Here is a 16,026-nt window from a genome sequence, read left to right on the forward strand (position 1 = left end):
ACATAAACAATAAAAGACAGTTCCTTCCGGTGATTGCCGGGTTGGAACTGTCTTCTATTTGTTAATGCTTATAAGGAATCGGATCCGTTAAACCGGCTTCCGCAAAGCCCTTCAACCGCAGTCTGCAGCTGTCGCACTCGCCGCAAGCTTCCGCTTCGCCGTTATAGCAGGACGTCGTCAGGCGATAGGGCACGTTCATCCGCATGCCTTCCGTCACGATTTGCGCTTTCGTCAGGTGGATAAGCGGCGTCTCGATGGAGATCGGCCTGCCTTCCACGCCGACTTTCGTCGCGGTTGCGATTACTTCCTGCACCTTGGCGATAAATTCTGGCCGGCAATCGGGATAGCCGCTGTAATCCAGCGCATTCACGCCAATGTAGATCGCTTCCGCGCCGACGGTTTCCGCAAACGATGTTGCGATGGACAAGAAGAGCAAGTTGCGCCCCGGTACGTACGTGACCGGTATTTCACCTGCTTGCTCAGGCACAGGATCTGCACCGAGCTTCGGCACCTCAATACGGTCGTCTGTCAACGCGCTTCCGCCGAAGTCGCGCAAAAAACCGAGCTCAATGATTTTGAACCGGTCACTGACGCCGTAATGCTCGGCTACGGCTCGAGCGTTGTTCAGCTCGATAATATGCCGCTGGCCGTAATTGAACGTAATCGGATACAGCTCATAACCCGCTTCCTTCGCAAACCCCATGCAGGTCGTGCTGTCCAAACCTCCGCTCAAGATAATGACTGCTTTTTTCGTTGTCAACTTAAACACCTCTCTGTGCAGGATCCCAAATGATTTTGTGCAGCTGCATGTTCAGCTTAACGCCTGTCAACCCTGCAGCCAGCATTTTCTCGACCAGCCGTGCCGGCGGCATGCTCTCCCATACCGGGCTGAACAGCGGCAGCGCCGCAGTCGGATAGTCGCGCAGCACCTGTACGGCGGCATCAAAGTCCGCATCGCTGGCAATGACGAATTTCACTTCGTCCTGCGGGCGCAGCAGCGCGAAATTGCCGTGCAGCATCGCATTGTTCTCGCCGGAATCCGGCAGTTTATAATCCATCACGTAGCGTGCCTTCGGTGAATGGATATCGCGCAAAAACGGCGCCAAATCAATCGCCCCGTTCGTCTCGATGTGCACATCCTGGATTCGTTCAATGCTGCACAGCGCTTCCAGCAGCGCGGCAGAGCGGCTGCCATACAGCAGCGGCTCCCCGCCGGTCATGCAAATATGCGTGGAGGCATACTTGTTCTCGACCTGCGCTGCAATCTCTTCGACCGTCATCGTGAATTCCGCTTCCGCCGGCGGATAGCTGTACTTCGTATCACACCAGACACAGCGCAGATTACAGCCGAACAGACGTACAAAAACGGTCGGAAACCCGGCACGCGTGCCCTCGCCTTCGACCGTTTCGAAAATTTCCACCATGGGTAATCGGATAGATCGAGGCCCTTGCTCCTTGACGTCAACCGACATGCTCGTCCGCCTCCATCATGACACGAGTGACAGCCGCATAGCTGGTCGGCGTTTCCCATAACCGAATTTCCTCGATCCGGACGACGGGATAATGCCCCTCTTCAACAAGCGCCTCATGCATTTGCTCGTACATCCACACAACCATATTCTCGGCGGTCGTGTTCATCGGCGGAAGCACTTCATTCAAATAACGGTGATCCAGCTTGTCGATAATCCGTTCCTTGGCGATGCGCTTCATATCGGCAAAATCGATCGTCAGGCCGCGCTTGTCGGTCGTACCGGACAAAATCGTTTGTAGCTTATACGTATGGCCGTGCAAACTCTTGCACTTGCCCTCATATTGATGCAGATGATGCGCGCTGTCAAAAGTATATTCCTTGGAAACGAGCACCCGCCGGTTGTGATAGCGGAGCTGATGCTCCTCAATATCGACACCGAACTGCTGAATATGCTTCGGAATCTCGTACGTCACGTTTCACACCTTCCCCTTCTTACCAATCGAACAATTGCAATATGCAATTATAGCATAACGCGAGGCCTGTATCCATAGAACCAAATTTTTGTCATCAGGCTCATGCGGCAGGTCCATTTTCATCGTCTTTTCCTGTCAAATCTCCAAATATCCGTTCATGATCGTAACGGCTCTCCCCGTCATCAGCACGCGATCGCCTGTTACCTCGATGGTAAGCTCTCCGCCTCTTGAGGATGCCTGATAAGCGTTCAACACGTTCTTGCGAAGTCTGCGCTGCCAATATGGTCCAAGCGCACAATGCGCGGAGCCGGTCACAGGATCTTCGTTAATACCGGAAGCCGGATAGAAGGCTCGCGATACGAAATCATAAGGTGTCCCTTCCGCATTCGAATCGGCACGGCTCGTCACGATGACGCCACGGGCTTGAACCCGCGCCAGCATTGCAAAATCCGGCTGCAGCGTTCTTACCGTGTCCTCCCTGTCCACTTCGACCAAATAATCCATCCGGTTCCGTCCGATGAAGCGCGGAATCAGCCCGAGTCCTTGAATCAGCTCCTCAGGTGCCGTCAGCGGCGCAGCCGGCTCCGCCGGGAAATCGAGCGTAACGCCGCTGCTTGTCAGATCTGCCTTCAGCAGGCCGCTCAGCGTCTGGAACCGCGCTTGTTCATCAGGCCGCAGCAGGCCGTTCGTCCATAAATAATGGCTGCTTGCGAGCGTCGCATGCCCGCAAAGCTCCACCTCCACCGTAGGCGTAAACCAGCGCAGGCCATAACTGCCATCTTCCCGCCGCTCCAGAAATGCCGTTTCAGACAAATTCATCTCGGCTGCCGCCAGCTGCATCCATTCGGCATTCTTCGGTTCATCCAAGAGACAGACCGCAGCGGGATTCCCCCGAAACGGAACGGACGTGAACGCATCGATGATTGCAATCGGTGTTTTCATCTGCATCCTTCTTTCATGGTTCGAATGACCTAGGTCGGCTGCTATTCTTCCGTCAGCGTTCTTGCCGCTTGCCTGCGGCCCCGGTTAACGATAACGATACCCGCGCTGACTAGCGCTAAAGCCGCCAAGACGGCCGCGGACAACGCTTCATGAAGAAACAACGCCGACTGCAGGACGCCAAACACGGGAATGAGAAACAAATACATCGAAACACTGCCGACCCGGTTATATTTCATGACATTGTTCCACAGCGTGAATGCCAGCGCGGAAACGACTGCCAGATGCAGCAGCATAAGCAGCCCAATACCGTCAAAATGAAACGGCGTCCAGCCTACCCCGCCTGCAGCGATTAAACTGAGCACAATGCCGCCGAGCAGCATCTGATACCCGTTAATGTAGGAAACGCTGAGCGTTGCCGCTGCCCGTTTAGACAAGAGGTTGGCAAACGCGTTGAAGAGCGTTGCGGCCATGAGCAGCAGCTCCCCTGCCGAGAAATGCAAGCCGCCGGCTCCGCCGTCATGCTTAGCTATGCCAAGCACAAGCAGGCCGATAAATCCGACCAGCAGACCGGCTCCTTTGGCGCCACTAATACGGTCGTCCCTGTAAATGAAATGGGCCAGTACGATTTGAAAGAACGAGATCGTTCCCGAAATAACCGCTCCGGCAACGCCTGCGCTCATCGATAAGCCAGCATAGAAGAAGGTATATTGCAGCACGGTTTGGAGCATGGCAATCGACGAGACCATCCCCCCGCTGCCGCGTTGATAACGAAGGCTTTCTCGTCGAATGACCATATACGCCAAAATAAGCAGCCCGGCCAGCGTAAACCGATAACCGGCAAACAACAGCTGCTGCAGCGTATCCGAAGAACCGATGCCAAGTCTGGCGTAACTAAGCTTAATAAATGGATATGAGCTTCCCCAGAGCAAAGTTGCACTGACGGAAGCTCCAAAAATGCCAAGCGGATGCGTGAAAAATTTAGCTGCTGTCATAATCTTCCTTACTTTGTGACTTTAGTGTTCGTCAATCGGAATAAGCAGCTCTACTTGTTCCTCCTCCAAATGTTCATCAATGTAGAAGATTTCCAAGGAAACGGCGTTATCCCGCTTCTTTATGTTCTGCTCGTTCATCCAAGCGGTCAGCTGCTCGTAACCCTCGCCGATTCTTTTGTTCGTACAGACGGCCATTGCGTATGTTCGCATTGGAATCGAGAATTGCACCATGCCTTTGGGCAGCTGCTCCAAATGCGGAGCTTCGAAGCAAGCCCAATACGTAGCAAATACCTCATTGCCGAAATACGGACTGTAGAGCACATTTGCTTTCACGTCACCGTTAATTTCATGCTTTCTGGAGAGAAAGTCACTCTGCAGACGGATGGCTTCATCCGGAAATGTGGAATAGGGACCGCAATAGCTGATACCAACCATATTAATCGCAGGTTTGGTAATCAATGAGCAATTGTTCATCGCGAATGACCTCCCGCAGGAAATTGCGAAACGCAGGTTGACCCGATATCAGTTTACCATGTTTGACCGGACGTTTGGAATGCAATAATTGCGTATGGATTGTAAACGACTTGCCGGAAATAAAAAGACATCCTTTCGCGTGGAAAAGAATGCCTCCTTCTACTCTATTTAGCTTTGCTGTACAACATGCGTAAGCTCATGACTGAGCAGTTGAATGCCGCTTGCCGTATCCGGCTTAAATTCGCCTTGTCGGAAATAAATATCCGAACCCGTGGTAAATGCACGCGCGCCTACCTGTTTGGCCAGCTGGTCTGCCGCATTGTCCGTATGAATGGACACCTTGCTGAAATCCGCCTTGAACGAAGCTTCCAACTTCTTGCGAAGCGCATCCGGCAGCGGCTGTCCTTTGCCGCGGGATTCATCGATCGCCGCCTCCACCTTCGGACCGGCATCCTCCGGAGCTCCTTCGGCCTCCCGCTGAATGACCGCGAACGGATCGCGCTTCAGCTGCAGCTCCTCTTCTTCCGATTCGCCCTGTTCCATCCGCTGCAGCACGCCTGCGCTGTCTGGCTTCAGCTGCAGCTCCTCTTCCTCCGATTCGCCCTGCTCCATCCGCTGCAGCACGCCTGCGCTATCCGGCTTCAGCTGGAGCTCCTCTTCTTCCGATTCGCCCTGCTCCATCCGCTGCAGGACGCCTGCGCTATCCGGCTTCAGCTGTAGCTCCTCTTCCTCCGATTCGCCCTGTTCCATCCGCTGCAGGACGCCGGCGCTGTCCGACTTCAGCTGCAGCTCCTCTTCCTCCGATTCGCCCTGCTCCATCCGTTGAACGGGTTCGTCGCTCTTGCCGGAAGAGGCTTGAAGATCGTTCGCAACGCGAAACGACACCTGGTCCGCTTCTAATTCATAGGCATCCGTCGGTTGATTGATCGTCATCTTGGCCATGATCGGCTGCCGTCCGCCTGCTCCAATGAATTGACCTGCAGCTTGGTTGCCTACTGAACGCTGCAAGGCATGCATCTCAGCAGCTTGAAGCGGCGCTCCGCTTGCCAGCGCTCGCTGCAAAGGTGCATATGGGTTGGATTTGGAGCGAAGAGCAGCTTGTCCCTTGTAGCTGCTCTTGTCCATTTTCCGGATGGATTTACCCGAACCGAATGTTTTCACGATTACAGCCTCCTCGTATCGACACCATTCACGTACTTTTGCTACTAATATACCATATTTTAGCGAGTATGTACGAGATGCGCGCAACAATAGTCACAGGCATGGCATGAACGAATACAAAAAACCGCCCTGTCTGGAAACAGACAAAGCGGTATTTCTCACCTATCGTCTAACGGATCCGTGTGGATCGATCACGAACTTCTTGGATGCGCCTTGATCGAACTCCGCATACGCGGCTGGGGCTTGATCTATTGAAATCAGCGTCGCGTTGACGGCTTTGGCGATCTGTGCTCTGCCGCTCAGAATAGCGCTCATCAACTCGCGGTTATACTGCATTACCGGCGTTTGGCCCGTGACAAACGTATGCGATTTGGCCCAGCCGAGCCCGAAACGGATCTTGAGCGTGCCAATCTTGGCATCCTCGTCCACAGCACCCGGATCCCCGGTGACGTACAGCCCCGGTATGCCCAATCTGCCTCCTGCACGGGTCACTTCCATGATGGAATTAAGCACCGTAGCCGGCGCTTCGCCGTGCGCTTTACCGTGACCATGCGCTTCGAAGCCCACGCAGTCAATCGCGCAATCCACCTCGGGCACGCCAAGAATTTGGTCAATTTGCTCAGCGAGATTCGGATGCTCGCGCAGATTAACCGTCTCGCACCCGAAGCTGCGTGCTTGGGCAAGACGCTCGCTGTTCAAATCGCCGACGATGACGACCGAGGCGCCGAGCAGCTGTGCCGAATGGGCAGCCGCAAGTCCGACCGGTCCAGCGCCAGCGACATAGACGGTTGAACCCGGTCTCACCCCTGCGCTAACCGCGCCATGGTAGCCCGTCGGGAATATATCCGAGAGCATCGTCAGATCAAGAATCTTCTCCATCGCGCGATCCTTATCCGGAAATTTAAGCAGCTGGAAATCCGCATAAGGTACCATAACATACTCGGATTGGCCGCCTATCCAGCCGCCCATGTCCACGTAGCCATAAGCTGAGCCCGGTCGGTCCGGGTTGACATTGGAACAGACATTGGTATTGCGTTCTTTGCAATTTCGGCAGCGTCCGCATGCGATGTTAAACGGCACGGACACCAGATCGCCTTTCTTTATAAATTCAACGTCGCGGCCGACTTCGATGACTTCGCCCGTAATTTCATGGCCGAGCACTAAGCCGCTCGGAGCCGTCGTCCGGCCGCGAACCATATGCTGGTCGCTGCCGCAAATATTCGTCGTTATGACTTTCAAAATAACGCCATGCTCACATTTTCTGCCGACATTGAGCGGGTTGACACCTGGTCCGTCCCGCAGAATCAATTCCGGGTACGAGATATCGCGAACCGCTACTTTACCGGATTCCACATAGACTACCGCACGATTTCCTGACATGGTTTCAGTCTCTCCTCCGTGATCCATAGATTGGGCTGCCTCGTTCTTCACTCCTCATTGTAATCGCTTCCAGTTGGAAAAGCTATCCTTACTTTTGTTTATTCTTCCATCCGAGAGGAAGTAAAAAAAAGAGGCTGCTAAGCGCGCAGCCTTTCCGATTCTGTGTCAGGCAGGCGTCCGGCAATCGCTTGCTCCAGCATGCGGACTCTAGAGAGCGATGCTTTCAACAAACCTATGCCGATCTCAGGGTGAAGTCGAATCAGCTTTGCCATCTCCTCGCCTACCAAGGACAAGATACGTACATCCACGGATGCCCGGGCAGTCGCGGTTGCCGGCGTTCCATCGAGTGCGGAGGTTTCGCCGAAGACATCCCGAACCCCAAGCTCCGCAATAACTCCACCTTGGCTTCCTCCGCTCACGAGCTGCACGGTGCCCTCTACGATGACACCAAGTTTCGCATTGGCTTGCGACGCGGTGACTAGCCGTGACCCAGCAGCGTGCGTTTCCTCCACGGCCACGCCGGCAATATAACCGAGCTCCTCTAGCGATAGATCGCTGAAGAATGGCACCTGCTTGAGGAAAACGACTTTATCCAGCATGCCCATCAGCTTATGCTCGCTCATTCCTGCTTCCTCCTTCTGCCGCAGCGCCTCAGATGCCAGCAATTGCAGCCACATATCTTGTTGAGCCGCCGCTGCGCGAAGGACAACATTTGCCTCCTCCGCTGACGGCAGCTCTGGAGCCGCGTCCTGCCAGACTTCCAGCAGCGTAATCAAGGCTCCACTCATACGTTTGTCGGCGGCTCCTTCCATGAGCGCCTCCAATCCGCTTTCCCGTATCTCTTCATCCGAATCTTCAACGGCACGTCTAACCGACTGGATCACGTCTTCTTCGCCCAGTCTTGCCATGACAAGCCATACGCCTCCGAGCACGAATCCCATGAGCTCTGTAAGCCGCATGCGGGCCAGCTCTGCCCGATCGGTGCGTTCATGAAGCAGCAGTGCGGATTCGATCTCGCGGTGCTTGCGCAGCTCCGCCAGCTTTGACAAGCAAGCCGGAATAAGGATTTCCTGGCATTGCGATTCATCCATCAGGCGTGCGAGGACTCGAACAGCTGCGCTCCACACCTTCGGCTGAGACTGCTCGATGACAAGCAGCAGCGTCTCGATCACGCCGCCGCCCATATCGATTAAGGCTTCAATCGTCACCTCGTACAGCGCTGGCTCCGCCCATTCCAGCTGCTCCAGCAGCCAAGGCACGACTTCATTATGCTGAAGCTTTCCCATGCAGGCAATCGCGGCAGCGCGGACAGCCGGATCAAATTCGCCGAGCAGCACTTCGACGTCCTGCAGGAAGCTGTACATTCCCAGGTCCGCGATCACCCGGCACATATACACCGCAGGCTCGCCGCCTTCTTTCAAATATCGCTGAATGACCTCGTAGCAGGCCTCGAAGCTCTGTTCGTTTTGTAAAAAGTAGAGCGCCTTTACCGCCTCTGCGACGACTTTCGGATTGGCATCCAGCAGCTTCAAGCGGATGAAATAGACCGCCTGATGGGACATATGGGAAGCGCGGCCTAGCAGCCGCACCCCTTCCGCGCGCACCTCGTAATCAGGGTCCTCCAGAAACGAAGCCACCTTCACCAACGCCTGAAGCTCCGCGCGCTCCAAATTCATCGCCCGCAGCGATGCGATGCGAATCCTCGCACTACGATCATCAACGAGCTTCAAGAGTGGTGCTAGATAAGAAGCATCCCGCGTTCGCCCAATCAATCCAAGCGCAATTTCTTTGGAATAATCGTTAGGCGATTCAAGCAGCTGGCCAAGGAGCAGCGCCGAACGCCCTTCGCGCATAAACTCGTCGAACGCAGCGTCTAGGTCATGACCGGAATCCGTCATCTGCTGAACGCTGCGAACCAACTCGCGAATGTAGAAATACCGGCCGACATAAGCCAAGCCGACGAGACAGACAGCACCTGCGGCGCCATACCAGGCAAGCGTTTGAAGCTGCATGCCGAGACCGGCATGCAACGCCTGCAGCAGCGCGCCGATCAGAATGCCCGCCGACGCGGCAATCCCCTGTGCGACATAACGATAACCGTCCCGCTGCCGAATGGGCAGCAGCTTGAAAAACAATTGATTGGCCGGTTCGGCAAAATAATAAAGCAGCAGGTAGAGGAACATGTAACCGACGGACAAGGCATATATAATGACGCTTGTCCCGAACGTAATCGCCGCAAGCAGAAATCCGCATGTGAAGACGATCGCAATGACCGGAAGCATGTTGCTTTGCCCCAGCCAGTTCATAATACGGGCGGACAGCAGCTGGAGTAGGAATGCGGCAGTAAACAACAGCGTCGTTATAAGTCCGAAGAACGAACCGAAAGACGCTTCCGTCGGATAATAGGTTCTGGACACGTTCAGAAACACGTATTCCATCAGGAAATATAAGGCCGGCATCAGCGTCATGACGCCGACCGCTATGAGCAGATAAGGCGTTGTAAAGGTGCGTTTGAAATAATCGGCCGAAGACAGTCCGCCCTCATCCGCAGCACGATTGCCGCTTCGTTCCTGCTTGAGCGTTAACGGAACCAAGTATGCTGCAATCGATTTCCAATAATTCACGCCGCCAGCAAGCATAAAGAGCGGTGCCAGCATATAGACGGCGTCTGCGCCAAGCCAGCGGCTCACGACTTGCGCCAGCAATCCTGCAGCGATGCCGCCAAGCGCCGCCGATGAAACGAATACGGGCATAAGCCGCTTTCCTTGCTGCGTCGGACATAGGTCGACGGCCAAGCTCCACAGCAGGATCGTCTGCTGCCTGACCACGAAGCTCGAGCTCAGAAACAGGAACGGATAATAGGCGCTCATGCTGAAATCCGCTAAATGAAAGATGAGCAGGACAACTGCATTACAAGCGATAATGATGCCCATGATAGCAAATAGCGTGCGCATCAGCTGCGGTTTGGACAGCCGGCTGGTCAACCAGGACATGAACCAAGCCTCTAGCGGCATAATCACGGCTTCCGCCCCGTATACGTACGGCAAATACTCACTGCCGAACCGCTGATTGAACAGCGTCATGTACCCATTGTAATTCAGCATTTCGGCAATCCCGCACAGAAAAAAAACAGGCACCATCATCGCCAGCTTCCGCCGGTCATCGAATTTGGCGCCAATTGAGCGTAATAAGGTTTGATTCATATGTTATGCACCATGTTTATTCGAATGTACTCGATGCCTGCCGAGCTTCAGGCTGTAGATCAGCCGGTCTTCGCCTTCAAAATAATAATCCGGACAGCGTCCTGCAAGCGAGAAGCCTGTCCGTTCGAAGAGCCGGCGAACAGGCGCGTATAATTCCGTATCGCATGTATAGGTAAGCACATACCGAGCCTCTTGAAATTCCAATACGCCAATCATGTCGTTCAGCAGCAGGGCCGCAATACCATGCCTGCGGAATGCTTTGTGAACGACGAGATAGTCAAGATAATACCCGCCTGTCTGCTGCTCGTTCTGCAAATAGCCAATTACGCCGATCATTTCATTCCGTTCATTCTTGACGAACCGATACGAATAATCCGATACCAGCGCCTTGAACGGATTGGTCTCGTAATGCTGAATTTCACCAGGCGTATGATTCATGTCGTCGAAGGAAACATCCGACAGGAAAAACTTGCTGATCAGCCTCGCATCCTCTTCCAGAAGAAGCGGCTCTACATGATACATCGTTTGCCTCATACCGGTCTTCCTCCTCTATCGCTATGAAACAGCCAGCGTGCCGTTCCAATCGACAGCCGTGCCCCGTTGGAAATACTCGTCGCATAAATAGAAATACAGCTTTGCTGCTTTATCCATCCGGTTCCATTTAATCACTTCCACGAACGTTTCCCTCGCGTCGAAGAAGCGGCCTTCCTGGTACAGCCGAATGCCATGCTCGAACAATTTCTTCGTCTTGTCCTTGCCGGAGCGGAGAAGCTCGCTGTCGCCCTCGTAAATATCATACAGCTCTACGGCCTCTTCCTTGCCCTCGATATGAATACGGCCGAGCCAGCGGTACTGAAACCGTTCAGGCGAATCCATGGATGCCATCGCTTCGCGGGTAACGAGGATGGAGACGCCGAGCGGCTCGGACAGCTCCTCCAGCTTCGAGGTCAGCGTCACATCATCGGAAATCACATTGCTTTCCATCTTCGTTTCCTCGCCGATAATGCCGAGCATAAGCGGTCCTTTGTGAATGGCGATGCCGATATCGACCGGACTTTTATTCGTTTTACCGCGATGGCCGTTATAGGCGACAAGCTCCTTGCGGATCGCGATTGCAGCCTTAATGGCCTCTTCCGTCCTGTTCGGGAACAGCGTCATGAAGCCCGCGCCCAGATAGTTGCTGATTAATCCGTTCTCCTTGCGGACAAGCGGACCGAAGCGGCTGAGAAACGAATTCATGAAGTTAAAGTTTTCCTTCGGCGTCAGACGTTTCGACATTTCATAGAACGTACGCAGCTTCGTGACCATAACGACCATGTTCTGCTGCACTTGATCGCCCAAATGCACATCCAGAATGCCCCGCTTACCCAAATACTTGAACACCTGCTGCGGCACGAAACGGAAGGAAGCTTCACTGAACGCCGTAATATCATTGATATACTGCCGGATATGCCGCACCATGAGGTTGAATTGCTGCCCCAGATCGGCCACTTCGTCGCTGGAACGGATATGTACTTCTGCATCCCAATTTCCGTTCGTAATTTCGGTGACGCTTTTGCGAAGCTTCCGAAGCGAAGCGAGCAGGAAATAGGAAGAAATCATGAACACGAGCAGAATCAGGATGGTAATAATCGTAATATTTTTGAAGATCGACCTATTAATGGTGGAATTCTCGGTACGCAGTACGTTCAAATCGCGGCCCGTCTCATAGATGCCGACAATGGCGCCCTTGGAGTTATATACCGGCGCGATCGCATACGTCCATTGACCGTTCGCGTCCTCCCAGCTTCCGCTCATGACCTGTCCTTGCTCCACGACCGGCAAATTATTCTCCGTCAGCGGAAACGGCTTGAACATGTTCACCCCGTCATCGTCGTCTGCGATGATGTAGAGCTTACCGTTCTCGTATTTATAAACCGTGCTGTAAAGCCCGCGGCGGTCGATGCTGCTGTCATGCTGAAAAAGCACGTTCATTCGCTGTTTGATTTCCTGGTAGTCGACGTTCATAAAGTCATTCGGCGAAGTAAGGCGTTCCAGCCGATCGCCGTCGATAATATATTTGCCGCTCTGTGCCAGAACGGACAGCTCCCGCTTCATCTCCTCTTCCATCTTGCCGGAGAAGCCGTCATATATGGAGTTGGACAACACGATCATCGAAACGATAATGAGCGGCACGAACGCGACCATCTGTTTCAGGAAGAATGAAATCCGCCTTCTCATCACATGCAGGTAGATCAGCCAGCAAACAGCGATCAGCAGCAAGACGCTTCCTGCGGCAGCTCCCCATACAAGCCACAAACGGAATTGCTCGCTACCGCTAAAGGTGATTTGATCGGTTAAGGAAGTCACGGCACCGTTACTGCTTTGTTTCATAATGCGATCAGCCAGCAGAATGTCCATGCTTCCGTCGGCATGAAGATGAAAGTCGCCAATCTCCACGCTCTCCGCCAGCGGAGCAGCAGCCGTCAGCGTCTTCTCTTCTAACAAGAGCGAAATCGGACTCGTTAAGTCAGGCGTCAATCTCGTAACCGCATTGATGGAACGATCCACAAAGGTTAAACTCCCGTTGCCGTCCAGCTTGAGCCGCTCGGGAAAGTTTTTACGTGTCTGCTCCATACCTGCAACAGGATAGAGCCTGCTACTTGTACCGTCCGAAGCGACGCTGTAGATCGCGCCGCGCTTGGTTGTATAGTAAATTGCGCCGGGCTCCGTTCCGTAGACTTCCGATAGATAGCGGTTAGGCGGCAGCTGGAACGCAAACGGCTGCTCCCATTTGCCGCTGACCAGCGAGAGCTGCTTCTGCTGCACCTCGTTTTGACGACTGATGAAGAACGAAAGCGTATCGCCCTTGATTTGCAGCGATCTGAGCTGCCCGATTCGCTTGCTCGTATTGTCGCCCTTCCATTGGAAAAGCACTTTGTCCAGCTTGCCCGCGGACGTGTAACGGATGATTTCCTCTGCATTCACATACAAGCCGTATGTATCCAGCTCCGTATTGATCACGTACAAGCGTCCGCTGTCATCCACGGCGATTTCCGAGAAGTTGCGCCGATTGCCGCTCTTCTGATTGATGCGGTATTTGAGCGTACCGTCTTTATCGATGGCTTCGATCTGCTGCTTCGCGCTGCTGATGACATATACGCCGCCGCTCGTGTCCTCCGCCATGGCAGAGAGGTTACTGAGGGGTATGTTCGTTTGCGTGGGGCCTTGCTTCAGCTCGCTGCTATGTATGGCTGCATACGTCGTTAGTCCTATTAAACATACCGTTAGAATCGCAAGCCATGATAGTCCTATACTCCGATTATGCAGTGAACTGCGCGACTTCTTCCTTTTCATCCAACTGACGCTCCCTTTCAGAGAGAAAAAATGACGAATTACTTCCATACTACTACATAATTCGGCTTTCAACATTAAATAATTGCATATTTTCGCCAATTACCGACAACTTATATTGATGCTGTTAAAGGCTTTATAGTACTATTGAAAGGTGAGAGATTCGGATTTCGCAGCAATGCGATAGATGCGTTACATATGGATCATGAAGGAGTTTTCTAAGTGGGTCAGCTTGTTTGTCAAGGCGCCATGCTGCAATGTTCGTTCGGCATGGCACCCAGTGCGCTCAATGTACTGCCGGCCAACCGGGTCATGACCATGACGCCGATCGCCAACATTATGGACAACAAGCCGATGGTCAACGTTATGCCTTTCGGCATGTGCAGCTCCATGGCTAATCCCCAGGTTGCCGCCGCGACGGCTGCTGCGCTCGGTGTATTAACACCCATGCCTTGCATCCCGGTTACGGCTGCACCATGGGTTCCAGGCTCACCGACGGTTCTCGTCGGCAATATGCCCGCATTAAACAATTCCTCGAAATGCATGTGCAACTGGGGCGGCGTTATTCAAATCTCGGTCGCCGGCCAGTTCACGATACAGGTGCCCTAATGAAAATACTCGAGCAGTTCCTCAAACCTTTTATAAAACCGTTCAAAAAGCTCGTCATGCTCCCGCTTCGGTACGCCAAGCAGCTGCCTAAGCTTGTTCTCATCTTCTTGGGCAAATGGGTTAAAACCGTTCTTAATCCCGCGGAGCAATCCGTCAAAAACTATATTCCGTTCGGCCGCTTCTACATCGCGAAGAAGCTTGTCGTAATCATCGTGCTGATCGGCCTTGTCGTGTTTTATTTCGGTTTCATCAAACCGCCCAAGCTATTGAATAAACTGCTCGCTCGGACACCGAAGATTGAAGCGGTTGCCGGAAATGCGGCTAACTTCACGGGATCGGCGAAAGTAGTCGACGAGGCAGGCAATCTCATCTACGAAGGCGGTTTAGTCGACGGTCTGTACGACGGCACCGGCAAGCTGTATGGCAAGAACGGCAAGCTGCTCTATCAAGGTGACTTTGCCAAAGGGCTTAAGAACGGCATGGGCGAGCTCTTCGATGGGGACGGCAAACTGCTATACCAAGGAACGTTTGCCTTGGATCAATACGGCGGCGGTCCGGGAACGCTCTTCTTCGCAAGCGGCGGCAAGCACTATGAGGGCGATTTTGCCGGGGGGAAATACGAAGGAAACGGCACCTTGTACAATGAGCTTGGCAGCGTCCTCTATACCGGTGCTTTCTTGCAGGGTGCTTACGGCGGCGCCGGTAAGTCATATGATGAGCAAGGCGCTGTCGTTTATGAAGGCAACTGGGCGAACAGCGTCTACGAAGGCGCAGGCAAGCTGATGCGGCCCGACGGCTCCGTGCAGTTCGAAGGCGAGTTTAAGAGCGGCGCGCTCTCAGGCGAAGGCACGGAATACAACCCTGACGGTTCGGTGAAATACAAAGGCGCATTCCAGCTTGGACTATACAGCGGAGCCGGATCGTTATTCGGCAGCAAAGGCACGCCCGTGTACACGGGACAATTCAGCAGCGGCGTAAAAAATGGCGACGGCCAGTCCTTCGATCCGCTGACCGGCGTCGTGCACTATGCCGGCAAATATAAGAACGGGCAATACGACGGCGTTGGCGCCCTAAACGATGCGGATGGCAATACGGTCTATAAAGGCTATTTTCAGAAGGGCAAAATTAACTTGGCAGGCTTCATCAGCTTGACGCGCAAGAAGCTGATGGACGTGCTGGGCGAAGCCGATGCGCCGCCGGAAGAAGCCGCTGCCGACGGCAGTGCAGCAGATCCGGCTGACGGCGGTGACAGCAGTACAACGACAGGCGATGATGCTGCGGAGACTACGCCGCCTGCCGATCAAGGGACGGCAGCCGCTGAAGGAAACGGTGGAGCTGCGGATACGGGCAATAGCACGACAACCGACACAGGCGATACCAAGGCTGCCGGAGGCACTTCGACCGGTACCGTTAGCGAGAACAGCCAAGGCACGAGCAGCGGCGACGCCAAGGAAACGGGCACGAACGGAACTGCCGCCGATCCTGCAGCGACAGACAACGGCGCTGCCTCAGGCAGCCCATCCGATACCAAGAAGGACAGCAGCAAGTCGGTCAAGACAGCTTCCGCAGTCCCAGCTGATACGGCAGGAACGACTGTCACCGACCCAAGCGCAAGCGATGCGAGTGATCCTGTCGGCACTTCTGCGGAAGACGTGGTATCCGACGGCGTTCCTGTCGAGCAGACCGGCCCTGTTCTCATGACCTACGCCGCTTTCCAGCTCTCCTTCCAGCTTGAGCCGGACGAGGCGAACCCGGAGGAAGCCTACGTAGCCGAAGTGAACCTGTGGAACAAGACTATTATTGCGGATCTACTAAGCCAAGTGAACGCGCTCAAGCTTAAAGGCGTCAAAGAACAAATCAATGCCGAAAAGAGCATTGTCGTCTATACGTACGGCGACTACTTCCTTTCCTTCACCTACTTCAAGCAGCAGAAGGATCCGGTTCGCTTGCAAGTAACCAAGTCCTTATTAAGCTCATAACGATATAAA

General features: G+C 53.9%; 13 protein-coding genes. 2 read left to right on the forward strand and 11 right to left on the reverse strand.

The window, feature by feature from the left end:
• Positions 1-61: 61 nt before the first annotated feature.
• The 11 genes from queC to KXU80_RS09080 all read right to left on the reverse strand — a co-directional run bounded on the left by queC (position 62) and on the right by KXU80_RS09080 (position 13,432).
• On the reverse strand, positions 62-703 hold the full coding sequence (queC, locus tag KXU80_RS09030) for a 7-cyano-7-deazaguanine synthase QueC (RefSeq protein WP_219838951.1): 642 nt from the start codon (positions 701-703) through the stop codon (positions 62-64).
• Between the two features lie 58 nt (positions 704-761).
• A complete protein-coding gene (locus KXU80_RS09035) occupies positions 762-1,472 on the reverse strand; it encodes a 7-carboxy-7-deazaguanine synthase QueE (RefSeq protein WP_219837863.1) in 711 nt (236 codons plus the stop codon).
• Positions 1,462-1,944 carry a 6-carboxytetrahydropterin synthase QueD gene (gene queD, locus KXU80_RS09040; RefSeq protein ID WP_219837864.1) on the reverse strand — a complete coding sequence of 161 codons (483 nt, stop codon included), beginning with the start codon at positions 1,942-1,944 and terminating at the stop codon, positions 1,462-1,464. Before queD ends, KXU80_RS09035 begins: the two co-directional genes overlap by 11 nt.
• A gap of 135 nt (positions 1,945-2,079) precedes the next feature.
• Positions 2,080-2,886 carry a PhzF family phenazine biosynthesis protein gene (locus KXU80_RS09045; protein WP_219837865.1) on the reverse strand — a complete coding sequence of 269 codons (807 nt, stop codon included), beginning with the start codon at positions 2,884-2,886 and terminating at the stop codon, positions 2,080-2,082.
• A gap of 41 nt (positions 2,887-2,927) precedes the next feature.
• Positions 2,928-3,878, reverse strand: a complete 951-nt coding sequence (locus KXU80_RS09050) for a DMT family transporter (protein WP_219837866.1) — start codon at positions 3,876-3,878, stop codon at positions 2,928-2,930.
• Positions 3,879-3,899: 21 nt separating this feature from the next.
• Positions 3,900-4,352, reverse strand: a complete 453-nt coding sequence (locus tag KXU80_RS09055) for a GyrI-like domain-containing protein (RefSeq protein WP_219837867.1) — start codon at positions 4,350-4,352, stop codon at positions 3,900-3,902.
• A gap of 168 nt (positions 4,353-4,520) precedes the next feature.
• On the reverse strand, positions 4,521-5,513 hold the full coding sequence (locus KXU80_RS09060) for an eCIS core domain-containing protein (RefSeq protein ID WP_219837868.1): 993 nt from the start codon (positions 5,511-5,513) through the stop codon (positions 4,521-4,523).
• 162 nt (positions 5,514-5,675) lie between these two features.
• Positions 5,676-6,893: a formaldehyde dehydrogenase, glutathione-independent gene (gene fdhA, locus KXU80_RS09065; protein WP_219837869.1), complete on the reverse strand. Its 1,218-nt coding sequence runs from the start codon at positions 6,891-6,893 to the stop codon at positions 5,676-5,678.
• A 137-nt stretch (positions 6,894-7,030) separates the two neighbouring features.
• Entirely contained in the window at positions 7,031-10,096 is a 3,066-nt protein-coding gene (locus KXU80_RS09070) for a cyclic nucleotide-binding domain-containing protein (protein ID WP_219837870.1), read from the reverse strand.
• A gap of 3 nt (positions 10,097-10,099) precedes the next feature.
• Positions 10,100-10,630: a GNAT family N-acetyltransferase gene (locus KXU80_RS09075; protein WP_219837871.1), complete on the reverse strand. Its 531-nt coding sequence runs from the start codon at positions 10,628-10,630 to the stop codon at positions 10,100-10,102.
• A 21-nt stretch (positions 10,631-10,651) separates the two neighbouring features.
• A complete protein-coding gene (locus KXU80_RS09080) occupies positions 10,652-13,432 on the reverse strand; it encodes an adenylate/guanylate cyclase domain-containing protein (protein ID WP_219837872.1) in 2,781 nt (926 codons plus the stop codon).
• Positions 13,433-13,651: 219 nt separating this feature from the next.
• On the opposite strand from KXU80_RS09080, the gene KXU80_RS09085 reads away from it, so the two are divergent.
• Together KXU80_RS09085 and KXU80_RS09090 are read left to right on the forward strand one after the other, a co-directional pair.
• Complete coding sequence (locus KXU80_RS09085) at positions 13,652-14,038, forward strand: DUF4280 domain-containing protein (RefSeq protein ID WP_219837873.1); 387 nt, start codon at positions 13,652-13,654, stop codon at positions 14,036-14,038.
• Positions 14,038-16,017 carry a hypothetical protein gene (locus tag KXU80_RS09090; protein WP_219837874.1) on the forward strand — a complete coding sequence of 660 codons (1,980 nt, stop codon included), beginning with the start codon at positions 14,038-14,040 and terminating at the stop codon, positions 16,015-16,017. The genes KXU80_RS09085 and KXU80_RS09090 overlap by 1 nt, the downstream gene beginning before the upstream one ends.
• Positions 16,018-16,026 lie beyond the last annotated feature (9 nt).

Origin of the sequence: Paenibacillus sp. R14(2021) (assembly GCF_019431355.1) — a bacterium.
In the GTDB taxonomy this organism is placed as follows: domain Bacteria; phylum Bacillota; class Bacilli; order Paenibacillales; family Paenibacillaceae; genus Paenibacillus_Z.